Source organism: Achromobacter sp. ISS7 (assembly GCF_056523125.1).
This window is the reverse complement of record NZ_JAWRZD010000001.1, coordinates 2,033,768-2,057,270: the sequence shown is the minus strand read 5'-3', so window position 1 is coordinate 2,057,270 and position 23,503 is coordinate 2,033,768. Positions and strand designations below refer to the sequence as shown.

23 protein-coding genes are annotated in these 23,503 nt (G+C 68.4%); 9 read left to right on the top strand and 14 right to left on the bottom strand.

Annotation, left to right across the window (positions count from 1 at the left end; all coding sequences use genetic code 11):
* The first annotated feature begins 22 nt into the window (after positions 1-22).
* Positions 23-1,012 carry a Bug family tripartite tricarboxylate transporter substrate binding protein gene (locus tag AC1HFW_RS09240; RefSeq protein WP_006395211.1) on the top strand — a complete coding sequence of 330 codons (990 nt, stop codon included), beginning with the start codon at positions 23-25 and terminating at the stop codon, positions 1,010-1,012.
* Positions 1,013-1,124: 112 nt separating this feature from the next.
* Here AC1HFW_RS09240 and AC1HFW_RS09235 read toward each other — a convergent pair whose 3' ends face one another.
* Entirely contained in the window at positions 1,125-2,099 is a 975-nt protein-coding gene (locus AC1HFW_RS09235) for a tripartite tricarboxylate transporter substrate binding protein (protein ID WP_006395209.1), read from the bottom strand.
* 13 nt (positions 2,100-2,112) lie between these two features.
* Positions 2,113-3,015 carry a dihydrodipicolinate synthase family protein gene (locus AC1HFW_RS09230; protein ID WP_479282883.1) on the bottom strand — a complete coding sequence of 301 codons (903 nt, stop codon included), beginning with the start codon at positions 3,013-3,015 and terminating at the stop codon, positions 2,113-2,115.
* Between the two features lie 279 nt (positions 3,016-3,294).
* On the opposite strand from AC1HFW_RS09230, the gene AC1HFW_RS09225 reads away from it, so the two are divergent.
* Positions 3,295-4,017, top strand: coding sequence for a GntR family transcriptional regulator (locus AC1HFW_RS09225; protein WP_479282882.1), 723 nt, complete (start codon positions 3,295-3,297; stop codon positions 4,015-4,017).
* A 25-nt stretch (positions 4,018-4,042) separates the two neighbouring features.
* On the opposite strand, the gene AC1HFW_RS09220 is transcribed toward AC1HFW_RS09225, so the two are convergent.
* Together AC1HFW_RS09220 and AC1HFW_RS09215 are read right to left on the bottom strand one after the other, a co-directional pair.
* On the bottom strand, positions 4,043-5,029 hold the full coding sequence (locus AC1HFW_RS09220) for a Bug family tripartite tricarboxylate transporter substrate binding protein (protein ID WP_061071107.1): 987 nt from the start codon (positions 5,027-5,029) through the stop codon (positions 4,043-4,045).
* 82 nt (positions 5,030-5,111) lie between these two features.
* Positions 5,112-6,236: a muconate/chloromuconate family cycloisomerase gene (locus tag AC1HFW_RS09215; RefSeq protein WP_061071108.1), complete on the bottom strand. Its 1,125-nt coding sequence runs from the start codon at positions 6,234-6,236 to the stop codon at positions 5,112-5,114.
* 107 nt (positions 6,237-6,343) lie between these two features.
* Between AC1HFW_RS09215 and AC1HFW_RS09210 the strand changes: the two genes are divergently transcribed.
* Together AC1HFW_RS09210 and AC1HFW_RS09205 are read left to right on the top strand one after the other, a co-directional pair.
* A complete protein-coding gene (locus AC1HFW_RS09210) occupies positions 6,344-7,228 on the top strand; it encodes a LysR family transcriptional regulator (RefSeq protein WP_479282880.1) in 885 nt (294 codons plus the stop codon).
* Between the two features lie 99 nt (positions 7,229-7,327).
* Complete coding sequence (locus AC1HFW_RS09205) at positions 7,328-7,825, top strand: hypothetical protein (RefSeq protein ID WP_061071109.1); 498 nt, start codon at positions 7,328-7,330, stop codon at positions 7,823-7,825.
* 52 nt (positions 7,826-7,877) lie between these two features.
* On the opposite strand, the gene AC1HFW_RS09200 is transcribed toward AC1HFW_RS09205, so the two are convergent.
* From AC1HFW_RS09200 to AC1HFW_RS09180, 5 genes are all read right to left on the bottom strand, one after another.
* Entirely contained in the window at positions 7,878-8,546 is a 669-nt protein-coding gene (locus AC1HFW_RS09200) for a class I SAM-dependent methyltransferase (protein ID WP_006395202.1), read from the bottom strand.
* Between the two features lie 123 nt (positions 8,547-8,669).
* Positions 8,670-9,851, bottom strand: a complete 1,182-nt coding sequence (locus AC1HFW_RS09195; protein WP_479282879.1) for a hypothetical protein — start codon at positions 9,849-9,851, stop codon at positions 8,670-8,672.
* Positions 9,852-10,086: 235 nt separating this feature from the next.
* A complete protein-coding gene (locus tag AC1HFW_RS09190; protein ID WP_479282877.1) occupies positions 10,087-11,205 on the bottom strand; it encodes a DUF2218 domain-containing protein in 1,119 nt (372 codons plus the stop codon).
* 3 nt (positions 11,206-11,208) lie between these two features.
* Complete coding sequence (locus AC1HFW_RS09185) at positions 11,209-12,324, bottom strand: ABC transporter substrate-binding protein (protein WP_479282875.1); 1,116 nt, start codon at positions 12,322-12,324, stop codon at positions 11,209-11,211.
* A 10-nt stretch (positions 12,325-12,334) separates the two neighbouring features.
* Positions 12,335-14,485 carry a TonB-dependent siderophore receptor gene (locus AC1HFW_RS09180; RefSeq protein WP_479282874.1) on the bottom strand — a complete coding sequence of 717 codons (2,151 nt, stop codon included), beginning with the start codon at positions 14,483-14,485 and terminating at the stop codon, positions 12,335-12,337.
* Between the two features lie 210 nt (positions 14,486-14,695).
* Between AC1HFW_RS09180 and AC1HFW_RS09175 the strand changes: the two genes are divergently transcribed.
* Both AC1HFW_RS09175 and AC1HFW_RS09170 read left to right on the top strand, forming a co-directional pair.
* Positions 14,696-15,397, top strand: a complete 702-nt coding sequence (locus tag AC1HFW_RS09175; protein WP_479282872.1) for a TetR/AcrR family transcriptional regulator — start codon at positions 14,696-14,698, stop codon at positions 15,395-15,397.
* A 4-nt stretch (positions 15,398-15,401) separates the two neighbouring features.
* The gene (locus AC1HFW_RS09170) at positions 15,402-16,010 is read left to right on the top strand and encodes a class I SAM-dependent DNA methyltransferase (protein ID WP_238889562.1); all 609 of its coding nucleotides are present in this window, start codon (positions 15,402-15,404) and stop codon (positions 16,008-16,010) included.
* Positions 16,011-16,036: 26 nt separating this feature from the next.
* Here AC1HFW_RS09170 and AC1HFW_RS09165 read toward each other — a convergent pair whose 3' ends face one another.
* Positions 16,037-16,612 carry a hypothetical protein gene (locus AC1HFW_RS09165; protein ID WP_479282869.1) on the bottom strand — a complete coding sequence of 192 codons (576 nt, stop codon included), beginning with the start codon at positions 16,610-16,612 and terminating at the stop codon, positions 16,037-16,039.
* A 57-nt stretch (positions 16,613-16,669) separates the two neighbouring features.
* Positions 16,670-17,629 (bottom strand): LysR family transcriptional regulator, encoded by a 960-nt coding sequence (locus AC1HFW_RS09160; RefSeq protein ID WP_198483840.1) that lies wholly within the window; start codon positions 17,627-17,629, stop codon positions 16,670-16,672.
* A 137-nt stretch (positions 17,630-17,766) separates the two neighbouring features.
* On the opposite strand from AC1HFW_RS09160, the gene AC1HFW_RS09155 reads away from it, so the two are divergent.
* Positions 17,767-18,165 carry a RidA family protein gene (locus tag AC1HFW_RS09155; protein WP_061071118.1) on the top strand — a complete coding sequence of 133 codons (399 nt, stop codon included), beginning with the start codon at positions 17,767-17,769 and terminating at the stop codon, positions 18,163-18,165.
* 83 nt (positions 18,166-18,248) lie between these two features.
* Here the strand turns inward: AC1HFW_RS09155 and AC1HFW_RS09150 are convergent, their stop codons facing one another.
* Positions 18,249-19,790 carry a hypothetical protein gene (locus AC1HFW_RS09150; protein WP_479282867.1) on the bottom strand — a complete coding sequence of 514 codons (1,542 nt, stop codon included), beginning with the start codon at positions 19,788-19,790 and terminating at the stop codon, positions 18,249-18,251.
* A 252-nt stretch (positions 19,791-20,042) separates the two neighbouring features.
* A complete protein-coding gene (locus AC1HFW_RS09145; protein ID WP_006395191.1) occupies positions 20,043-20,609 on the bottom strand; it encodes a hypothetical protein in 567 nt (188 codons plus the stop codon).
* A gap of 307 nt (positions 20,610-20,916) precedes the next feature.
* Here AC1HFW_RS09145 and AC1HFW_RS09140 point away from each other — a divergent pair, with 307 nt between their 5' ends.
* Positions 20,917-21,750 (top strand): DUF4189 domain-containing protein, encoded by an 834-nt coding sequence (locus tag AC1HFW_RS09140; protein ID WP_035360425.1) that lies wholly within the window; start codon positions 20,917-20,919, stop codon positions 21,748-21,750.
* 84 nt (positions 21,751-21,834) lie between these two features.
* Here the strand turns inward: AC1HFW_RS09140 and AC1HFW_RS09135 are convergent, their stop codons facing one another.
* Positions 21,835-22,761 (bottom strand): LysR family transcriptional regulator, encoded by a 927-nt coding sequence (locus tag AC1HFW_RS09135; protein ID WP_479282864.1) that lies wholly within the window; start codon positions 22,759-22,761, stop codon positions 21,835-21,837.
* A gap of 92 nt (positions 22,762-22,853) precedes the next feature.
* Here AC1HFW_RS09135 and pcp point away from each other — a divergent pair, with 92 nt between their 5' ends.
* Positions 22,854-23,501, top strand: coding sequence for a pyroglutamyl-peptidase I (gene pcp / locus AC1HFW_RS09130; protein ID WP_479282862.1), 648 nt, complete (start codon positions 22,854-22,856; stop codon positions 23,499-23,501).
* Positions 23,502-23,503 lie beyond the last annotated feature (2 nt).

Genomic DNA, 23,503 nt, shown 5'->3' with positions numbered 1-23,503 from the left:
ACACAGAGGGCAGGAGACAAGCATGAACAAGCAACGTCGCAGCGCGCTGGCCGCGCTGCTGGCAGGACCGCTGCTGGGCGCGTGGGCGCTGCCGGCCGCGGCCGCCGAGTGGCCGGCGCAGAAGCCGATTTCGTACGTGGTGCCGTTCACCGTGGGCGGCTCCACCGACGTGGTCGGCCGCGTGCTGGCGCAGAAGCTGGGCGACCGGCTGCACCAGAACGTCATCGTCGAGAACAAGCCCGGCGCCGCCGGCGGCATCGGCGCCACTTACGTGGCCAAGGCCGCGCCCGACGGCTACACGCTGTTCGGCGGCACCATCAGCACCCACGCCATCAACGCCAGCCTCTACAAGAACCTGAAGTACGACCCGGTCAAGGACTTCGAGCCGGTCTCGCTGATCGCCTACCTGCCCAACGTGCTGCTGGTCGATCCGAACCTGGGCGTGAACTCGGTGGCCGACCTGATCGCGCTGCTCAAGAAGGACCCGTCCAAGCGCACCTTCGCCTCGTCCGGCGCCGGCACCTCCACCCACCTGGCCGGCGAACTGTTCTCCAGCATGATCGGCGTGCCGCTGACGCACGTGCCGTACAAGGGCACGCCGCCCGCGATGGTCGACGTGTCCTCGGGCGCGGTGACGTTCATGTTCGACCAGATGACCGCCGCCTTGCCGCTGCTGCAGACCGGCAAGCTCAAGCTGCTGGCCGTCACCACCAAGGACCGCATCTCGCTGGCCCCGGACGTGCCCACCATGCAGGAGGCCGGCGTGCCCGGCTTCCAGATGGCGTCGTGGCAGGCGGTGTACGCGCCCAAGGGCACGCCCAAGCCCATCCTCGACAAGCTCGCCGCCGAAATCGCCGTGATCGTGAAAGAGCCCGATGTGCAGGAAAAGCTCGGCAAGACCATGGGCATGGAACTGGTCGGCAGCACGCCCGACGAACTGCGCGCCCTGATGGCCACGGAGATTCCGCGCTGGGCGGAGGTGGTGAAGAAGTCGGGGGCGACGGTGGAGTGATGGCTCGCCGCGGCGGCGGCATTCAGCTCTGGATGCGTTCGTTGCTATAAAACCTGATTCCCACCCCGGCCTGGAGCCGGGGTTTTTGTTTTTCGCTTCTCGGGTTCCCGCGTCAGGGTTTCAGGTTCAGCTTCGGCACCAGCGCGTTGAAGGCTTGCTCCTGGCGGGCCACGTCGGCCGCGAATTGCGGCTGGTCGGCGTAGGAGGGCGTCAGGTTCTGCTTGCGCATCAGCGCCTGGAAATCCTGCGATTGCGCCACCTGGCGCGCGGCGGCGCGCCATTTCTCGATGGCGTCGGCCGGCGCCGACTTCGGCAGGCCGATGCCGCGCCAGACGCTGAACTGCAGGTCGGCGCCGCGTTCCTTCATGGTGGGCACGTCCGGCAGGGTGTCGAGCCGTTTCGGCGCCATCACGGCCAGGGTGCGCAGCTTGCCGGTGTCCACGTGCTGCTGCAGTTCGGCATAGGCGACCGTGGTGGCCTGCACGTCGCCGGACAGCAGGCCCATGATGGCCGGGGCCGAGCCCTGGTAGGGCACGTGCACGAACTTGGCGCCGGTCTGTTCGCCCAGCGCCGCGGCGGCCATGTGCGGCACGGTGCCGATGCCGGCGTTCGACACCGCCACCCGCTCCGGATTCTTCCTGGCGTAGTCGAGGAATTCCTCCACCGTCTTCCATGGCGAGTCGGCGCGCACCGTGACCGACGAAGGATCGTCGGTGAAGCGGGCGATCGGCTGGAAATCCTTGACCGTGGTCTTGCCGATGCCCATCAGCGGCACCACCAGCATTTCGGGCGTCATCAGCACCAGCTTGTAGCCGTCGGGCTGGGCGTTGGCCACATACGACCAGCCGATCGAGCCGCTGGCGCCGGGCTTGTTGATGACCACGGTGGGTTGCGCCAGCAACGGCGGGCGCACCGCCTCGGCGATGGCGCGGGCGGTGTTGTCGCTGCCGCCGCCGGGCTGGTAGGCGACCACCAGCTCCATCGAGCGGCTGGGGTAGTCGGCCGCCATCGCGGCGGGGGCGGCCGCGACGCAGGCCAGGAAGGAGAGGGCGCTGAAGGCCAGCGCGGGCAGGCGGGTGCGGGTCATGGTGGCTCCGGTATCAGTAGCCCAGGGCTGAGAGGTCCGCCAATGTCTGGCGGGTGATGGCAAGGGTGCGTTCGCGTTCGGCGCCGGCCAGGTCCAGGCGCGGCGGCTTGACGGTTTCGGCGCTGCCGGTGATCAGGTGCTCGGCCAGCTTGATGTGCTGCACCAGCTTGACCACGGTGTCCAGGTGGAACAGGGGCGTCAGCGCCGCGTACAGCTTGCGGGCCCGCGCGAAATCGCCCTCGGCCGCCAGCCGCAGCAGGTCCACCGAGGCCTTGGGCACGGCGTTGGCCATGCCCGAGACCCAGGCGGTGACACCCAGCGCGGCGCTTTCCAGCACCAGGTCATCGACGCCGCAGACCACCGCCATGCGGTCGCCGAAGCGCGTGATCAGGTCGGTGACGCGGGTGGTGTCGTAGGATTCCTCCTTGATGGCGACGATGGTCGGTTCTTCCAGCAACTGCGCCACCAGGTCCGGCGTCAGGTCCACGCCGTAGCCGCGCGGGTTGTTGTACAGCAGGATCGGCAGCGGGCTGGCCTGCGCCACGCTGCGGTAGAACGCCACTGTTTCGCGTTCGTCCGATTTGTACGTCAGGCCGGGGAACACCATCAGGCCGTTGACGCCGATCTCCGCCGCCTTTCGGGCGAAGGCCGCGGCACGTGCGGTGGAGGTCTCGGCCACGCCCGAGACCACCGGCACGCGGCCGCGCACCGTGTCGACCGCCGTGCGCAGCACCTCGATCTTCTCCTCGGGCGAGAGCTGGGCGTTCTCGCCCACCATGCCCATCATCACCACGCCGCCCACGCCGTTGGCGATCAGGCGCTCCAGGCCCTGGCGGATGGCGTCCAGGTCGAGGGAGAAATCGGGCTTCAGTTTGGTGGTGACCGCGGGAAATACGCCTTGCCATTGAATGCTCATGCTGCCGCTCCTGTTGCGTGATCCGTCCGGTCCATACCGTCGGAGTATTTATTGGATATTGGATCCAAAATAAAAACACCAGAAAAACGAGGCACTAGGCCTCGGCCCGCCGCCCGGATAACGGCGGCGATATCTGCTGGATCATGGATCCAATATACTCACATTAAACGGGCTGCGGATACCGGCTGTCTCTCGGGGTTTTCCTGGGCGTGGCGTGAAGTGACCGCGAGCCCGCCGCCGTCCGGCGTCCGCCGGGCGGGGTTCTCCACCGGATGTGACGTGTCCCAGAATTCCTCTTCCGCCAGCGCTACCCAACTCCGTCCCGCCGCCGGCGCCACCGGCCGCCTGGTGCGCAAGACCGCCGTCGACCTGGTGGTCGACGCACTGCGCGACCGCATCCTGTCCGGCGCGATCGCGCCGGGTTCCGCCCTGCGCCAGGAACTGCTAGCCGAGGAGCTGGGCGTGAGCCGCTTGCCGGTGCGCGAGGCGATCCGGCAGCTCAGCGCCGAGGGGCTGGTGGACATGATCGCGCACCGCGGCGCCTACGTCTCGATGCTGTCGCGCGCCGAAGTGCAGGAGTTCTTCGATATCCGCCTGCGGCTCGAACCCTGGCTGCTGCGCCTGGCGGTCTCGCAGCATGCGCCCGAGGACCTGGACGAGGCCGCGCGCATCGTGGCGCAGATGGACAGCGCCGAGCCGCAGCAGTGGGGCCGGCTCAACTGGCAGCTGCACGAACTGCTGTACCGCGCCGCGCAGCGGCCGGCGGCGCTGGCCATGGTGCGCGCGCTGCATGAAAAATCCGAACGCTACTTCCGCTTCCAGATCGTCAACGCGCCGATCCGCCAGCAGGCCCACGACGAGCACAGCGCCCTGATCGCGCTCTGTCGCCAGGGCCGCGCCGGCGAGGCGGAGGCGGCGCTGGAACACCACATCGCCGAAGCCGCCGAGCAGATCCTGGCCATCGTCGATCACCTGCTGGATACGACGGCCGCGCCGGCCTGAATGCCGGTCGCCTGCCCCCCGGGACTCAGTTGATCTTGATGTTGCGTTCCTTGACCAGCACCTTCCACTGCGCGGTTTCCTTGGCCAGGTAGTCGCGCAGTTCGTCGGGTGTGCCGCCGATGGATTCGGCGCCGATCGAGTCCAGCGTCGCCTTGACCTTGGGTTCGTTCAAGGCCTGGCGCATGGCCGCGTTGAGCTTGGCCACGACCTCGGGCGGCGTGCCGGCCGGCGCGAAGGCGGCGAACCAGGGCATCAGCTCGTAGCCGGGCAGGCCGCTTTCGGCCACGGTGGGCACGTTGGGCAGCGCGGCGGAACGCTTGGCGGTGGTCACGGCCAGTGCGCGCAGCTTGCCGGCTTCGATGTGCGGCTTGGCCGAGGTGACGCTGTCGAACATGTAGTCCACCTGGCCGCCCAGCAAGTCGGCGATGGCCGGGCCGCTGCCCTTGTAGGGCACGTGCAGCATGTCGATCTTGGCCATCGACACGAACAGCTCGCCCGCCAGGTGGATCGAGGTGCCGACGCCGGCCGAGGCATAGGTGTAGTGGTTGGGCTGCGCCTTGGCCTTGGCGATGACTTCGTCCACGCTCTTGACGTCATTGCGCGCGGGGTTGGTGACCAGCACGTTCGGCACCACCGCCAGCAGCGAGATCGGCGCGAAGTCCTTGATCGGGTCGTAGTTCAGGTCGGCGTACAGCGCGGGGTTCACCGCCATGCCGTTGGCCACGATCAGGATGGTGTAGCCGTCCGGCTTGGAACGCGCCACGCTGGCCGCGCCGATGTTGCCGCCGGCGCCGGCGCGGTTCTCGACGATGAACGAGGTGTTGAGCTGCTTGCCCATCGACTCGCCCAGCGTGCGGGCGATGCTGTCCATGGCGCCGCCCGGCGGGAACGGCACGATCCACTTGACCGGCCGGTCGGGATAGCCGTCGGCCATGGCGCCGCTGGCGGCGCCGAGCAGGGCCAGGCCCATGCAGGCCCGGGCGAGGTGTTTGAAAGCGTGGCGCAAAGGCATGGTGTGTCTCCGTGTGCTTGAATTATTTTTCCGCGCGCCGATGCGTGGCCGGCGCGCGGGAACAGCCGTGGGGCAGGGCGCGTCAGCGGTCCCTGCGGTAGAAAGCCAGTTTGTCTTCGTCCAGTGCCAGGCCCAGGCCCGGACCGGTGGGAATCTGCATCTCGAAATCGCGGTAGCTGGGCGGGTTGGCGACGATGTCGTCCTTGAGCAGCAGCGGGCCGAACAGCTCGGTGCCCCACGACAGCCGCGGCAGGCAGGCGAAGCCGTGGGCCGAGGCGATCGAGCCGACCGAGCCTTCCAGCATGGTGCCGCCGTACAGCGACATGCCGGCGGCGTCGCCGACGGCGGCGGTGCGCAGCATTTCGTGGATGCCGCCCGACTTGGCGATCTTCAGCGCCAGCACGTCGGCCGCGCCCAGCCGCGCGATGGCCAGCGCGTCCTCGGGGCCGTTGACGGCCTCGTCGGCCATGATGGGCACCACGAAGCGCGCCGCCAGCCGCGCCATGCCGGCCAGGTTGGCGCGCGGAATGGGTTGTTCGATCAGGTCGACGCCGGCCGCTTCCAGGCGCGCGATGGCGCCGGCCGCGTCGGCCTCGTTCCAGGCCTGGTTCACGTCCACCGTGACGCGGGCGCGGTCGCCCAGCGCCTGCTTGATGCGTGACACGTGGGCCACGTCGTCGGCCACCGCGCGGCGGCCGACCTTGAGCTTGAAGGTGTTGTGGCGGCGGCTGGCGAGCAGCGACTCGGCTTCCTCGATGTCGCGCGCGGTGTCGCCGCTGGCCAGGGTCCAGAGCACCGGCAGGCTGGCGCGCACGGCGCCGCCCAGCAGGGTCGAGACCGACACGCCCAGGCGCTTGCCCTGGGCATCGAGCAGCGCGCTTTCCAGCGCCGACTTGGCGAAACGGTTGCCGCGCGCCACGCTTTCCAGGCGCCGCATCGCGGCGTGGATGTTGGCGGCGTCCAGGCCGGCCAGCGCTGGCGCCAGGTAGGTGTCGATGGCCAGCTTGATGCCTTCCGGGCTTTCCTCGCCATACGACAGGCCGCCGATGGTGGTGGCCTCGCCGATGCCCTCGATGCCGTCGCTGCAGCGCAGGCGCACGATCACCAGGGTCTGGCGCTGCATCACGGCCATGGCTAGCTGGTGGGCGCGGATGGTCGGCAGGTCCACCAGGATCGCCTCGACCGAGTTTATCGTTACCGGATTCATACTTTCCAAAGCAGGTTCTTCAGGTGAAGCGCAGTATCGCTTGCGTTACGCCGCCAAGTCCAAGACTATATGGGTCTCTATTGATACCTTTAAGGTTTGAATCAGCCATGGAACTCAGGCACCTGCGGTACTTCCAGGCGGTGGCGCGCGAGGGCAGCTTCACCCGCGCCGCCGAAGCGCTGCACATGGCCCAGCCGCCGCTCAGCCGCCAGATCCGCCAGATGGAAGAGGAACTGGGCGTGGCGCTGTTCGAGCGCACCACCCGCGCGCTGCGGCTGACCGAGGCCGGGCGCTTCCTGCTGGAGCAGTCGCGCCTGCTGACCGCGCGGCTGGACGAGGTGCTGGAAGGCACGCGCCGGTTGGGCCAGGCGCGGCGCCGCTGGTTCGGCATCGGCTTCGTGCCGTCGACGCTGTACGGCTTCGTGCCGGAACTGATCCGGCAACTGCGCGGGGCCGATGCGCAGGTGGAGGTCGGCCTGGCCGAGATGACCACGCTGCCGCAGCTGGAGGCGCTCAAGGCCGGCCGCATCGACCTGGGCATCGGCCGCATCCTGCTGGACGATCCGGCGATCGAGCGCCGCGTGCTCATGACCGAGCCGCTGATGGCGGCGGTGCCGCTGCATCATCCGCTGGCGGCCTGCCCCAGCGTCTCGGTCGACCGGCTGGCGCAGGAGCCGTTCCTGCTGTATCCGGCCCGGCCGCGGCCCAACTTCGCCGACCACGTGCTGGACCTGTTCCGCGCCGCCGGCCATGCGCCGCAGGTGGCGCAGGAAGCCAACGAACTGCAGACCGCGATCGGCCTGGTGGCCGCCGGCCTGGGGGTGACGGTGGTGCCGGCGTCGGTGCAGCGCCTGCAGCGGCGCGACGTGGCCCACGTGCGCATCGACGCCGAGGCCTTCGTGTCGCCGGTGATCGCCAGCTATCGCAAGGACGACGCCTCGCCGTTCCTGGCGCAGGCGCTGGCCCTGGCGGCGCAGCTGGCGAAGGGGTAACAAAGCGTAGACATGGCGGTTGCGGCGGGCCGGCTTGCGGCACACTACGCGCGTGCCAATCCCGTGCTTCCAATAACAATCGTCATAGGGACCCCAGCAATGCTGATCGTCAACATCCAGAACAAGGCCAAGTGGCTGTTTTCCCAACTGGGACAGCTGGTCATCGCCGTGGGCCTGCTGTCGCTGGTCTTCAACTACGCCTACCGCTACACGGTCGATCGCCATATCGATACGCCGGTCTTCTACGTGGCGACGGTGGCCCTCGGCCTGATCACGTTCCTGCTGATTCGCAAGGACTACGTGTTCGTGAACCGCTATGCCTTCAGCGACAGTGAAATCCAGGTCAGCACGTTGCTGGGCGTGAAGAAGAACTACCCCACGTCGCGCTATGAATTCGTGCCGTCGCTGCACAAGGCGATCAACCTGCCCGAGCAGAAGGCGTCGCTGTCGTTCTACGTGCGCGATGCGCAGAGCAAGAAGAACGTCCGCAATTATTCGTGGGCCGGTTTCTCGCCCGAGGATTTCCAGGCCGTCTCGCGCCTGTACGGTTATCGCGGCGAGACCGATTTCAAGCAGAAGGACTTCGGCAAGCGCTAGGGGCCGTTCACACGCGAAGGCGCCTGGCAGAGGTCGCCAGGCCGCGGGCGCCTTACGCTTTGCGGCAGACCCAGCCCTTGAACGTCAGCGCCGCGTAGAACAATTCGACGTCGGTGAAACCGGCCTCGCGCAACAGGGCTTCATCCGCTTCGGGCGCCAGCACGGGCAGTTTTTCCTTCATCGCCTGCATGCCGCTTCGGGCCTGTTCGGCCGGCACGCCGGCCGCCACCACGAAGGCGGCATTGCGGGCCAGCCAGGCGTCGCGCCGTTCGAGCGGAAAACTGTGATGCGCGACGATGAACGGGGCGCCCGGCCTGAGCCGGCGCGCGACCTCGCGGACGGTCCTGAGCCGTTCGGCGGCCGGCAGGAAATGTAGCGTCAGCAGGCAGGTGGCGCCGTCGAAAGGGCCTTCGGGCGCGTCGTCGATATAGCCCTGGTGCAACGTCGCGCGCGGGGCCAGCTCGCCCAGTGTGGCGCTGGCCTGGCGCAGCATGTCGGCGGAGGGGTCGACGCCGTCCAGCCGCCAGCCCGGCCGCGTCTCGGCCAGGGCCTTCAGTTCCAGTCCGCCGCCGGCGCCCAGCACCAGCAGGCGGCCATCGTCCGGCGCCTGCTCGGCCATCAGCACGCCGATCATGCGGTGCAGATCGCGCAGTCCGGGGACATGGCGCGCGACGCGTTCGGCGTAGTCTTCCGAGGCGCCGGGCGTATTGGTGAAGGACATGGGATCTCCGGAGCGGGGGCGCCAGGGGGCGCGCCATTATCAAGAAACATATGATGTTGCATGACGGCCCGGCCGTCAAGCGGCGCGCCGTGCCGGCCGCCCGCAAGGGAAGATCAGGGGGACTCAGGCCGCGATGGACAGCGCCCGCGCCGCGCCGGGAAAGTCCGGCAGCACGATGTCGCAATGGCCGGGACGGACCCAGCGCACCCGTTCGCGGGTGGCGTCGATGCAGCCGCCCGCGGCGTACACGCCCTGCGGGTCGCGGATCCGCATCATGCGTTCGAGGATGACGGCCGTGGCCTCGGGATCGGCCAGGGTGGCGTGCACGTGTTCCTTGACGATCTGCTCGTCGATGTAGCGCTTGCCGGCGGCATCGGTGCGCAGGCCGTGCCGCCAGTGGTAGATCTCGACGCACTTGGACGTCAGCGTGTACGGCACGCCGCGTTCCCAGAAATTGTTGAACAGGCCGCCGCCCAGGTAGAACACCCAGGACCCCTCGTAGCCTTCGACGTCCGACGATTCGGCGTCGGGGTTGCGGAACCAGAGCCGGTCGCCGGGCACGTAGAAGCGCTGCGGCAAGGGCGCGTCGAGCGCGCCGTACTCGTGCAGGAAGGTGTCGTGGAAGCTGCCGGACATGACGGCGCGCGTTTCCCACTGGCGTTGCAGCCGGCGGCCCAGCTCTGGGTTGGCCGCCTGCAGTTCCTGCGCGATGCCGAGCACGGTGACGTATTCGGTGGCGCGATAGCACGAGAACGAGTACAGCTGGCCCGAGGCCTCGGGCTGGGTGGCCTTGCGCAGCCCGTCGATCAGCGAGCGGCCCGGCAGTACGGTGAAGCCGCGCGCTTCGTCGTAGGTCCAGTAATCCTCGGGCCTTTCGGCGTGTTCGGTGTCGAAGGCCAGGGCCGTCTTGCCCGCGGCCTGCACGATGTAGCGGCGGATGCGCACCGCCGAGGCCAGTTCGGCCACGCTGGGAAAGTCGAAGGTGACCGGGCTGGCCAGCATCGCCAGGACGATTTCGCGGTCCAGGTCGGCTTCGTTGGCGTCGGGGCGCAGGCTCAGCGCCCGCGCCACGCGGGTCGTGTCGTGATCGGGCAGGTAGCTGGCGGCGAAGCCGCGATTGAGCGTGGCGCGCACGCCGGGCGCGGCGTCCTTGAGCTGGTCGCAGCGGGCGGCGGCGCGCAGGCCGAGATCGGACAGGAATTGTTGCGTGGGCTCGAGCGCGGCGGCGGCCTGGCCGGCGTCGGCGGCGAGGATGCGGACCCCGCCCTGATCGGGATGATTCGGTGACTGCTGGGAAGACGGCATGGGAAGCGAATCGGTAGCGGCGGACAGGGTATGGATAGGCGCGAGGCGGGGTGAGTTCCCGTCAAGCTGCAAGAGGGGGTGAAGAACTATTTCAGCCCCTCTGGCGCCTTGCGGCCGGCCCCTGGCGAACCCTTGTGGGGCCCGCCGGATTGTAGGGGCGCTTGCTTAATAATAGCTGTACGAAACGGGCCGCAACGGTCACCGTTCTGTCATCCCGCTGTCATGCCGGCCGGGCTTATTCGGCCAGATAGGCGGGCGCGCCGATCTCGATGATCTGCTCTTCGCTCAGCGTGCGGTGCCAGTACGAATACAGCACCTGCCGGTCGGCGGGCAGGCCCAGATCGTGGCGCAGATAGCGGTGGATGGCGCGGAACGCCTTGTGCTCGCATCCGCCCCAGAAGAAGGCGTCGTCGAGCGCCTTTGGCCATGACACCGCGCGCACCGCGTCCGGCAGCAGCGTGGTGGCGCCAGCGGGCGCGCCATCGCGGTGCAGCCAGCGCAATGCGATGCCGGCGGGCGCGGCCAGCGGCAGTTCCTCGCTGGCGTCGCGCACTTCGATGAAGGCGTGGCCGCGCGCGTCGGCCGGCAGCGATTCAAGGATGCGGGCGATGCCGGGCAGGCCGGTTTCGTCGCCCGCCAGCACATGGAACGAGGCCGGCTTGGGGCCGCCGGCCGCGGGGCCGACGACGCCGACGCGGTCGCCCGGCACGGCCGCCTGCGCCCACCGCGTGGCGGGCCCGGCGTCGGCGTGCAGCGCGAAATCGATCGTCAGCGCGCCCGCGGCCGGATCGATGGCGCGGACGGTGTAGACGCGGGTCGGCATCTTGCCGCCGGGCCAGGTGACGCGGCCGTGGCCGTCCAGCATCGGCCAGGCGACCTCGGCGTCGCCCTTGGGCGCGAAGATCAGGCGGCAATGCAGCTGGTCGGCACGATCCAGATGGGCCAGGTCGACGCCTTGCAGCACGATGCGGCGCAAGTGCGGCGTCAGGTCGCGCACCGAGGCCACGCGCAGGATGCGCAGATCGTCCAGCGGCGTCAGGCCGCCGGCGTCGCCGCGCCACTGGATGTCGAGCCGCTCCTGCGCGGCGATGAAGCCGATCGGACCGGCCAGCGCGTGCTTCATGCGGTTCAGGGCGGCGGGGTTTTCGGCCTCGACCTGGATGTGCAGCGCGCCCGGGCGGGCTTGCAGGGTGGCGTGCCCGAAGGGCGCGGTGACGATGTGCTGGTCGTGGTCGGCCTGCACGGTCATGTCGTGCGTGGCGATGGCCGCCAGGATCGGTTCGAGATAGTCGGCCAGCTTGGGAAAGGCGATGATGGCCGACGCCGTACAGGACGGCGTGGAGGGCTTGGACAAGGTTTACTCCTGGAGGGAGACCCACAGCGGGCCGTCGATCGGCTCCTGCAAAAAGCGGCGATTGATCGTCGCCAGGGTCTCGGCGGGGTCGAAGTCGGCAAAGCGGTCGGGATGCAGCCACTTGGCGGCGGCCTCGACGAAAAGCGGATTGAACGGCGCGACCGTGATGAGGCCGGTCCAGATGCCATGCACGCGCCCCTGGCGCACGCTGGGCAGCGCGGAAAAGCCGGTGCGGGCCACCAGGCGCCGCAGGCCGGCGCGGCCCTGGGCCGGGTCGATGCCGGGGCCGATGGCCGGGCGTCCGCCCGAGACCCAGCCGCCGCCCGAGGCGATGTAGACATCGTGCGGCGTGGCCAGCAGGTATTCGAGTTGCAGCTTCTGGTACCAGGGCGCGGTCACGCCAGGCAGGCTCTGGCCGCCGGCCAACGCCAGCAGCTCGCCCCAGACCTGCTTGCCGGCGGCCCAGCAGCAGTCGTCGGGCGTGGATTGCACTTCCAGGTAGGTGGTCACCGGTTTGGCGCCCGCCAGCCGCCGCGCCACCTCGGCCAGGCGTTCGTCGGCGAAGGCCGAATAGGCCGCGGCCCGGTCGCCGGCATCGAGGATGTCGCCCCACATGCGCAGGTTGCGGTGCAGCGTGTCGATCGGGCCGGCCCCGGCGGGCGCGGCGGCGTTGCTGGCGACATCGCTGAAGGCCACCGGGATGCCCAGCGCGGCCAGGCGCTGGAGCAGGCCGCTGGCGCCGTCCTGGGGCGCCATGAACGCGCTGGCCACCACCAGGTCGGGCGCCAGGTTGACGATGCCTTCCAGCGAGATCGTGGTGGGCGCCTGCTTGCCGATCACGGCGATCGGCCGCTTGCGCTCGAAGCGCGCCTGCAGCGCGTCGCTGTCGATGCGGTCAGCGGCGGCCCAGCCCACCACCAGCGACGCCGGATCGGGGTGCAGCAGCGCCATGGTGAGGATGTCGCGCGCCTCCAGCAGCACGATGCGGCGCGGCGCGGCGGGCAGCCGCAAGGTGCGTCCGGCCATGTCGGTCAGCGTGCGCGGTTGGCTGGCAAGGGCGGGCAGGGCGCCGCCCAGTCCGGCCAATGCGAGTCCCGCGCAGAAGCGGCGTCGATCCATGGTCAGGTCCTTACCAGCGGTAGCTCAGGCCGGCGATGATCTGGCGGCCGTTGCCGTATTGGCAGAAATAGTCGGAGCTGCAGCTGGAATAGTAGGTCTTGTCGAACAGGTTGTTGATGTTCAAGCGGCCTTCCAGCCCCTTCAGGCTGGGGATGGTGGCGCCGAAGTCGTAGCGCAGCGCGGCGTCGATCAGGGTGTAGCCATCGGCCTTCACCTTGTTGGCGTTGTCGGCGTAGCTCGAGCCCACCGTGCGCACGCCGGCGCCGACCTTCAGGCCTTCCAGCGCGCCGGAACCGAAGCGGTAGTTGGCCCACACCGAACCGTAATAGGTGGGCACCGCCTGCGGCCGCTTGTCGTTGTTGGCCTCGACCGCGGCCTGCGTGACCTTGGTGTCCAGCAGCGTCAGGGCGGCGATCAGCTCCAGGTTGGAGGTGACCTGTCCGCGCGCCTCGAATTCCAGGCCGCGCGAGCGGATGCGGCCGTCCTGGGTATTGAAGCCGAAGGTGTCCGGCACCAGCGCGTCGCGCTGGCGGATGTCGAACGCCGACACCGTGAACAGCGCATCCACGCCGGTCGGCTGGTACTTCAGGCCGACCTCGTATTGGCTCGCCTTGCTCGGCACGAACGGCGCGCCGCTCGCATTGACGCCGACATTGGGCTCGAACGAGGTGGCGTAGCTGACGTAGGGCGCGAGGCCGTTGTCGAACAGGTACAGCAGGCCGGCGCGGTAGCTGGTCGCTTCGCTGGACTGGTTGGTGCTGGACTTGGCCAGGCGGTTGTCGGAATCCTGTTCGGTCCAGTCGTGGCGCACGCCCAGCAGCGCCCGGAAGCCGCCGAAGCGGAACTGATCCTGCACGTAGGCGCCGGTCTGGCGCAGCGTCTGGCCGCTGTCGATGATGGTCATCAGCGGGCCGATCGGCTGGCCGTACTGCGGATTGGTGACATTGATGGACGGCGCCGGCCCCCAGTTGTATTGCCAGTTGCTGCGGGTGTGCTGGTAGTCGATGCCGGTCAGCACGGTGTGCTGCACCGTGCCGGTGGCGAAGTCGATCTGGGCCTGGTTGTCGAGCGCGACGCCCTTGACGTCCTCGATCGAGCGCAGCGCCTGGCGCGCGATGGTGCCGTCGGCGGCCAGCGGCGCGGCCATCTGCAGCGAACGGAAATCGACGTCGACGTCCGAGTAGCGCAGGCGCGAGCGCAGCGTCAGCGCCGGGCTGACGCGGTGCTCCAGCTGGTAGCCGATGCCGTGCTGTTCGCGCTCGAAGGCGTCGAACTTGGGGTCGCCCACGTTGAAGCGGCGGCCGAGGTCGTCCTTGTACTGGGACGGCGCCAGGAACTTGGGATAGACCGAGTTGAAGTAATCGCCGTCCGGGTCCTTCTGGTAGTACGCGGACAGCGTGAAGGTGGTGTCGGCGTTGGGCCGCCAGGTCAGCGACGGGGCCACCGCGTAGCGGCTTTCGCGCACGCCGTCGTAGCGGCTGTCGGCGTAGCGGCCGACCCCGGTCAGGCTGTATTGCAGCGTGCCGGCCTCGTTGACGGCGCCCTGGCTGCTGAAGCCGGCGCGGGCGCGGCCATCGTTGCCGCCTTCGAGCAGGATCTCGTGCGTGGCCTGGTCGGACGGCCGGCGGCTCACCTGGTTCACCAGGCCGCCGGGGCTGACCTGCCCGTACAGCAGCGCCGACGGTCCCTTGAGCACGTCGATGCGGTCGAGCAGGTAGGGGTCGATGGCCGCTTGCGCGAAGGCCTGGCCGCGCGGCAGCTTGAGGCCGTCGAGGAAGTTGACGTAGTTGGTGGCGGTGCCGAAGGCGCCGAAGCCGCGCAGGAAGACCGAGTCGTAGCGCGAGTTGGTGTCGCGGTCGGACAGCACGCCGGCGGTGTAGCGCAGGGCTTCGCTGACGGTCTGCGGCGCCTGGTCGTCAAGCTGCTTGCGGGTGATGGTGGAGATCGACTGGGCCGTCTCGAGCACCGGGGTGCCGGTCTTGGTGGCCGACGTGGTGGTCGGGAGCAGGATGCGATCACTGCTGTCGGCCGGGTCGGCGGACTCGCCCTTGACCACCACCGGACTGAGTTGCACTGCTTCCTGCTGCGCCTGGGCCGCGCCGGCCGCCAGCAAACCAGAAACCGCCCCGAGGATCACGGCTTCCCGGACATCAATCGCCATTTCAACACCTGTTGCAAATGAAAAGAAATCTCAATTGCAATCATCATCACATAAACGGGACGGTAACGTCCAGTTAATTTGGAAAAAATAAAACCCTTGACGCCCGTCTCTGCGGGGTGATAACGGGACTTTTGCGTTTGGTTATTTGCCGTGAGGCGCCCGCTGGGGGACAATGGCGGCCATCAAGACTGCCACCCACGGACCGATTGGATGACCACCACCCAGCCCAGCAAGACCGCCACCCCCGCCCGCCGCGTGGCCGCGCCGTCGCCCGCCGGCGAGACGGCGCGCAAGGCGCCGGGCGGGCGGCCGACCCGGGAAGCGGCGGCGCAGCTGGAGCGCCGCATCCTCGAGGTCGCGGCCGAGCTGTTCGCCGCGCAGGGCTACGCCGCGACGTCAATGGAGCAGGTGGCCGAGATCTGCAAGGCGGGCAAGGACACGCTGTATCGCCGCTACGCCTCCAAGGCCGCGCTGTTCGGCGCGTTGATGGACACGTTCCGCGGCGCGATCGTCGAGGAACTGAACGCCTGTATGGCCGAAGCGGGCGAGCCCGAGCAGCGCCTGCGCCGCTACGCGCGCGCCTTGCTGGACATCAACCTGCGTCCGCAACTGGTGGCGCTGAACCGCGTGGCGCTGGGCGAGGCCTTGCCGGCCAAGGGCGTGCAGCCCACCCCCGGCGCCGACGATCCCTTCCTGCGGCGCCTGGCCGATATGGTGACCGAGGCGCAGGCGGCCGGGACCCTGGGCGGCGGCGACGCCGCGTTCATCGCCGAGCAGCTGCTGTACGCCACCTCGATCAAGCCGCTGGTCGCCACCATGCTGGGCGAGACGCGCTTTGCCGATCCGGCGGCGCAGCAGGATTACTTCGACCGCGCATGGGACCTGTTCATGCGTGGCGCCGCGCCGAGTTGAGGCCGTGTCCAATCCCTTGTCCCGCAACGTGATGGCGCTGTACCAGGCGCATGCGGCGGCGTTCGAGCGCGACCGCGGCGCCGCGTTGATCGAGCGCGCCTGGCTGGCCGATTTCCGGGCGGCGTTGCCGACGGCCGCGCCGCGGGTGCTGGACATCGGCTGCGGTACAGGCGTGCCGATCGCCGGCCACCTGATCGAACACGGCTGCCGGATTACCGGCGTCGATAGTTCGACCGCGTTGCTGGCGCGCGCCGCGGCGCGCTTTCCCGAGCAGGCGTGGATCGCCGCCGACATGCGCCAGCTGCCTTGCGCCGGGCCGTTCGACGGCCTGATCGCGTGGCACAGCTTCTTCCATCTGTCGCCCGAGGACCAGCGGCCCATGTTCGCGCAGTTCCGGCGCCTGGCCGCGCCGGGCGCGGCGCTGATGTTCACCAGCGGCACGACGCTGGGCGAGGCCATCGGCCAGCTCGACGGCCAGCCGCTTTATCACGGCAGCCTGGACAGTGCCGAATACCGCGAGCTGCTCGCGGCCAACGGCTTCGAGGTATTGCGCCACGTCGAATGGGACGCTGCTTGCGGCAACGCGACGGTGTGGCTGGCCAGGCGGACCTGAGCCAGGCGGGGCGACGGGCCGTCAGGTCATAGATGCGGATCGCGCAGGATCGCCCGGATCCCGAGGAAGGCGTAGGCGGCGCAGCCCAGTGCGATCAGCACCATGAGCCAGGCATACGCATTCTTGCGCTGCTTGTTGGACCAGGCGCTATCGTAGGTGGCCACCGGATCCCACAACACCTTGCCGTCCATCTGGCGCAGCCCATAAACCCTGATGGGCACGTGCACGCTGAACATCTGGCCCTCGTAGACGTTCTTCAGGTCGTTCGGCTCGCGGTCGGTCAGCAGTTCCAGGGTCCGTGGCAGGACGAGGCCGGTCACAACGGCGCCCGCCTCGAACGCCGCGTCGGGATAGTCGTTCGAGAAATAGCAAAGAGGCCTGTAGCCGCTGTTCTGCCGGGAGCCGGCGGTCCGCGTGTAGGGGCATCCGGCCAACTTGTCCACGCGCACGACGATGGCATGCAGCGTGGCGGGATCGGGTGGCAGGTACGCCCTGTTCGCGGCGTCGAAGAGATCGCGGGACCAAAGCAGTAGCATCAGACAGAGGAACAGCGCAGTTAGCGGGCGCTTGAAGCGCGCCTTGATCTCGCTCCATTCGCTCATCGGTGTGGCCTCGTAGCGCGGGGGGTTGCGGTAGTCATGCACATCCTTGGTTCAGGCTCAAGGCCTCTTCGATTGCCGTATTGTAGGTGGCGGGTGTATGCGAGCGAATTCGGGCGGCGCATGCAGCGCCATCAGTTCGGCCACCCAGTCGATGAACACCCGCAGCTTGGCGCTGACGTGGCGGTTGGGCGGAAAGGCGATGTACAGCGGCATCGAATCCAGCCGCCAATCCTCGAACAACGGCGTGAGCTCGCCGCGCGCGGCATGCTCGCGCGCCATGTAGTCGGGCAGCCACAACACGCCCATGCCCGCCAGGCCTGCCGCCAGATAGGCGTTGCCGTCATCCACCGCGACCACGTAGCGGCCGTGCACATGGACGCGCTCGTCGCCGCGCCGCATGGCGTAGGGCAGGGGCTTGCCGCTGCGCGACCAGAGGAAGCCGACGATGCGGTGGTGGCTGTCCTCGAGATCGCGCGGATGGCCGGGCGCGCCGGCCCGTTGCAGGTAGGCGGGCGCGGCATAGACGCGCAATTGCAGGTCGCCGACGCGCCGCGCCATCAGTGATTGGTCGGTCAGCTCGCCGCCGCGCACCACGCAGTCGACGTTCTCGCCGATCACGTCGACGATGCGGTCGCTCACGCCCATGTCGAGCTGGATGTCCGGGTAGCGCGCATGGAAGGCGGGCAGGGCGGGCACCAGGATCATGCGCGCCAGCGGGCTGGGCACGTCGACCCGCAGGCGACCGCGCGGCACGGACGCGGCCCCGGACAGGCTGGTCTCGGCGTCGTCCATGTCGGCCAGCAGCCGCAGCACGCGTTCGTAGTACACGGCGCCGTCGGCGGTGACGTTGACCTTGCGGGTGGTGCGGTTGAGCAGCCGCACGCGCAGCCGCGCCTCGAGCTGCTGCACCAGCTGGGTGACGCTGGTCTTGCTCATGTGCAGCGTGTCGGCCGCCTTAGTGAAGCTGCCGGTTTCCACCACCCGGGCGAAGGCCTGCATTGCGTCGAAACGGTCCATCGCCACTCCAGGGATCAGGGGATTGTTTGCATTTTACAAACAGTGATGGACAGGCTTGCCCGTTTATCGGCGGCAGCGCCGTCCGTACAGTGACTGCATCATCAATACGGGCCGAGGCCCGAGACAGGAGTACTTGAATGGCAACGCGTGATGTGGTTTTTCCGGCCGGGCGCCAGGCGCTGTACGAGCGCAACCGCTATTCGCCGGCGGTGCGGTCGAACGGCTTTCTGTTCGTGTCGGGCCAGGTGGGCAGCCGCGAGGACGGGTCGCCCGAACCCGAGCTGGAAGCGCAGGTGCGGCAGGCGTTCGACAACCTGAACGCGATCCTGAAGGCGGCGGGCGGCAGCTTCGAGGACGTGGTCGACGTGACCGTGTTCATGGTGGATCCCGCGGCCAAGTTCGAAACCATCTGGAAGGTGGTGCCGGAATACTGGGGCCAGGCGCCGCACCCGACCCTGACGGCGGTCGGCGTGACCTGGCTGTATGGCTTCGATTTCGAGATCAAGGTGATCGCGAAGCTGCCGCAGGACGGCTAGCCGCGCCTGGAGACGGCCCAAAAAGCGACGGGGCAGGCCGGCATAAGCGCCGGACCTGCCCCGTTGTGCGTGCAGAGGCGGGATCAGCCGCGCAGGCGGGCCACGGCCTGGGCCAGGTCTTCCTGCTTGCGGATCAGGGTGGCCTCGACCTGGTCGCGCGGGGTGCGCGCGTCTTCGCGTGCCGAGTTCAGGTCGGCGGCGCGCAGCAGGCTCATCAGGTCCTCGGAGCGAGTCTGGGTCGTGGGCGTGATGCGGCTCTGGTCGACCTGTTTGCCCTTGATGAACTTGGTCACCAGGGTGGACATCGTGCTGGACTCGGTGAACAGGGCCTTGGCCAGTTCGCCGTTTTCGTAGGCGATGTCGGTGCGGCTGCTGTGGTCGTCGCGGATCTGGTAGAACGCGTAGTTCTGCGATTCCGGATCCGTGGTCAGGTTCAGTTTCTGGTCGGGCGTGAGCGCGCGGTGGAAGCTGGCGTTCAGCGACGATTGCTGCTGTTGCGAGATCGCCAGGTCGAGTTGCGGCCGGCCGCTGGACGTGGTGTTCTGCGACGTCTCGTACGAGAAGGTGTCGAGCTCGCGCGCCTGCAGCGGATTGGACGCGACCGGCGCCTGGTTGATCGAGGCGGAAAAGTCGGCCAGGCCGGACAGCATGGTGCGATGCACCTCGGCCGGCATGCCCAGGCGCGTCGTGGTTTTGCCTTCCGGCGCCCACTCGCCGTAGCTCTTGTGCAGGTCCGAGAAGCCCGACTTGAACAGCGTCATGAGCGCGGCATCGCCCTGGCCGCGGTTCTGGGCGCTGTCGAACTTGGTCAGGTAGTTGTTGATGGCGGCCGTCTGCTGCTGGGCGCTGCCGAACTGGCTGGGCTTGCTGGCGTCGACGTTGATCTGGGCCGAGCCGGCCACGGTCTTGATCGTCAGCGAGCGCTGGCCCGCGTCGGCCTGGAAGTTGAAGCTGACGCGGTCGGGGCCTTCGGCGCCGACCGTGGCTTCGAGCGAGACCGACGACAGCACGCTGCTGTTGAACTTGGCCAGTGCGCCCAGCGCCAGCTTGGGCGGCACGGCGGTCAGGCCGTCGACGGCTTCCTGGAACGATTTGGACAAGCCGGCGATGGCGGTGCGTTCTTCCTCGGTGAGCTTGGCGTCGCCCACGTCGATCTGCACGCCCAGGCCCTTTTCATTGCTTTCCAGCGTGACCGTGACCTTGGCGCCGCTGGCGGTGGTGATGCGCAGCGCGACCGAATTGTCGGCCACGGCCGCGCCCTGGGGCGCGGCGACGCCGTCCACCGGCGCGGCGGCGCGGGCCAGGGGCATCGACAGCGAGTAATTGCCGCCATCGTTCTGCATGCGGCCCAGCAGAGCCGCGGCCAGGCCCTTGAACTGGCCGGTCAGCGACGAGGCGCGGACGTTGTCGGACATCAGCGACGACAGTGCGTCAGGTTCCCGCACCTGGCCGGCGGCGACGGATTCGGGCGAATAGGTCAGCACGTTGGCCGGCTGGCCCAGCGTCACCGAGGTGGATGCGGGGATGTCGGGGCTGCGATTGACGGTGGTGACGCGGGACACCCCGGTCGCCGGCGCCTGCGGGGCGATGACGAGCGGCGGGGTGTAAGAGGAGATCGTGGTCATGTCAGTGGTATTCCTGGCGGGCAACAGCTGCCCATGAGGCTTGCCGGGGAGTATCACCACCACTAACGGCGCAGGCGCCGGGAAATTAATCGACCAACGATATTTATTTTTTCTTTTTCGTAATTAAGGCTTTTTCATTCAGCTTGGTGACAGCCTTGGAGCCGGATTGATAATAATGTCGACAAAATAAGTATCCCCGCCGCCATTATCTGCCTGCATGGGCGGCGTGTTTCACACGGCCGCCCAGGGGCCTTATTTCACGACATAATTCTTGGCTTCGTTTTCACCGGCCCATTTGCGCAGGGCGGCGATGAATTCCGGGCAGACATTGCCGTCGACGGTGGAATCGACGATCACGCTGTCCTTCATGCGCATCAGCACCTTGCATTCGTAAATGCGGGTGCGGCCCTGGTAATAACCGCTGCTGCTTTGCTGGAATACCGGCGTCGCCGCGGTCGTGTTGGTGGCCGGGATCATGCCGACCACCTGCTGGCTGGTGCCGGTCGTGACCCATTCCTGGTACGGCGCCGACTGGTAATCGGACCACTCCAGTTCCATGGTGTTGCCGATCGCGCGCTTCTTGGAAGGCTCGCCCAGCGCCGCGATGGCGTCGTTGATCGAGCGGCCCTGCATGTTGCGGGCGACGTTGACGCTGGGAGAGAACGACAGGCCTTCCGAGAAAACCCGGCTCAGCGACGGCAGCGACGAACTGCCGCCGGAGGGCATCGGCGCGCACCCGGCCAGGCTGGCGGCGGCGATCAGGCTGGCGGCCAGGCGCAGCGGCGGGCGGCGGACGGAAAGGGGCAGGGGGAACGTCATGGCGTGCGGTCGGTGCTCCGTGTCGGCCAGGCGCGGCGGCTGCGATCGCAGGCCGGGCGCGCTGGGCCTTTTGTGTCTCTTCGTGACAGGCCGGATCGGCACGGCATGTGACGGGAGAGTGATTGCAGACTGACAGCCTGCTTACGAAAGGTCCGCCATTTTTACCGGAAAACGGGGCCAGCTTCCCCCTGTCAGCTGTGAAATTTGTTACTCAATATGCCTATGCGGGGTCGGCAAAGGGGACGGACCGGGGAAACCGCTTGCTAAGATCGTGGCCGCTGAATCCATCCGATCCGGAATCCGAACGATGATATTTGCCCGATTTTCTCCGATTATCCGCGCCGCGCTCGGCGCGTTGGCGTTAATGGCGGGCCTGTTCGCGCCGCAGGCGCATGCCGACAAACTCTACGGCGGCATCGCGACGGATGGAAAACACGCCAAGGTCTATTGGGCGCTGCCGGAGGATTCCGAAAAGACGGCCGAATCGGCGGCGCTGGCGGCGTGCCGCAAGGGCGGCGGCAAGGACTGCAAATCGCTGAGCTGGTTTTCGGACAGCTGCATGACCTACGCCCGCAACACCTCGAACGATCTGTTCCCGGGCAACAGCGTGTCGCCGGAAATGGCAGCCAAGAAGGCGATCCGACGCTGCACCGCCGGCAGTCCCAACGGCAAATGCTGGCTGACCACGATGCCGCTGTGCGTCGGGCCCGGCTACAGCGCGCAGGACGTGGCCGCGGCCAGGCAGGCCACGCCGGCCGAGCTGGAGGCGCTGTCCGCCAAGCTGAACGACCGCGAGTACTGGGGCGCCGTCGCCGAAATGGAGTCGGGCGACCTGACCTACGCGGATGGCTATCCCAACGAGAAGGACGCCATCAGCAAGCTGCTGGATTGGGAAGAGTGCGTCGGCTGCACCAAGGTGCTGACCTACCGCGACAGCTGCGTCGGCCTGGCCTGGATCAAGGGCGTGAAGGGCCGCGGCACCAGCTACACCGCGCTCGATCCCGATCCGAAGGCGGCGCGCGACGCGGCGCGCAACACTTGCAGCGCCAAGAGCGGCCTGCCCAATTGCGTGGCGATGGTGCGCTGCTCGGGCCGTCCCTACATCAGCGGCTATGCCGGCGAGGACGAAAAAGCCAATTGATTTCGCTACGAGGCGGCATGGCGCCGCGTGGCACGGCGAGCCGGCACCCGGGAACGGGGCCGGCTTTTTTCATGCCGGCCAGGTTCATTCCCTCAAGGGCGCGGCGGCGTCCCGGACCACCTGCTGCAGCCAGGCCAGCGCCGCGTCGCCGGGCGCGCGCCGGCTGCACACCATGTCGATATCGAAGGGGCCCGGGTCGACTTCGGGCGGCAGCGGCCGCAGGGTCAGGCCATCGCCCGCCAGCCGCAGCGCGGCGCGCCGCGCCAGCGTGGCGACCAGGTCGGTGCCTTGCACCGCGTGCGGCAGCGCGACGATGTGGGCGAAGGTGCAGGCCACCCGGCGCCGCTGCCCCAGCCGTGCCAGGCTGGCATCCACCACCCCGCGGGCCGAGCCGTCGTCGCTGGGCGTGAACAGCGCGTGCGGCAACGCCACGTAGCGCGCCAGGTCCAGCTTGCGGCCGCGCAGCGCGGGGTGATGCTTGTCCGCGATGCAGACGAACTGCTCCTGGTACAGGCGTTCGCGCAGCATGCGCTTGGGCGGCGCCAGGTGGCCGCCGATGGCCAGGTCGACGCTGCCGTTGTCCAGCTGTTCGTACAGGGCGGCGCGGTCGAGCCGCGCGATGCGCAGGTCGATGCCGGAGGCGTCGCGCCGCAGCGCCGCGACGATGCGGGGCACGATCACGACGTCGGCATAGTCGCTGGCCGCCACGGTGAAACGGCGGCCGGCCGCGGCCCGGGGATCGAAACCGGCGCCTTGCGCCAGCGCCTGGCGGATCTGGTCCAGCGCCGCGCTCACGGCCGGCATCAGCGCGACGGCCTTGGGCGTGGGCTGCATGCCGTCGGCGGTGCGCAGGAACAGTTCGTCCTGGAACAGCAGGCGCAGGCGCCCCAGCGCGCTGCTGACCGACGGCTGGGCGCGATTGATGCGCTGGCCGGCCAGGGTCACATTGCGGGTGTCGTAGAGCGCCTCGAAGGCGACCAGCAGGTTCAGGTCGACGGCGGAAAGATTCATGCTGTCAATAATACGAATAACGATTATGGATTTCAACAATTCATGGGCGCGGTCCTACCATGGCGGGCAGCACCGTATCGAAGGACTGCGCAATGACGACTGTATTGATTACCGGCATCGAACCGTTCGATGGCGAAACCCTGAACCCGTCGTGGGAAGCCGTGCGGCGGCTGGATGGCACGCAGGTGGCCGGCGCCACCCTGGTGGCGCGCCAGTTGCCATGCGTGATCGGCAAGGTGGTGGGCGTGCTGCGCCAGGCCATCGAGGACACCCGGCCGGACCTGGTGATCTGCCTGGGCCAGGCCGGCGGGCGCAGCGACGTCTCGATCGAGCGCGTCGCGATCAACGTGGTGGACGCGCGCATCCCCGACAACGAAGGCCGCCAGCCGATCGACGAACCGGTGGTCGCGGGCGGCCCGGCCGCCTATTTCTCGACCTTGCCGATCAAGGCCATCGTGCGCGACCTGCGCCGCGCGGGCGTGCCGGCGTCGGTGTCGTCGACGGCGGGCACCTACAACTGCAACACCATCTTCTATGGCCTGGCGCACTACATCGCCACCGAGCGCCCGGCGTTGCGCGGTGGCTTCGTGCACGTGCCGTACCTGCCCGAGATGGCGACGCGCCATCCCGGCCAGCCCAGCCTGGCGCTGGCCACGCTGATCGAAGGCATCAAGGTGATGGTGGCGACCTCGCTGGCGGTGAGGGCGGACATCAAGGCCAGCGGCGGCGCGCTGCATTGAAC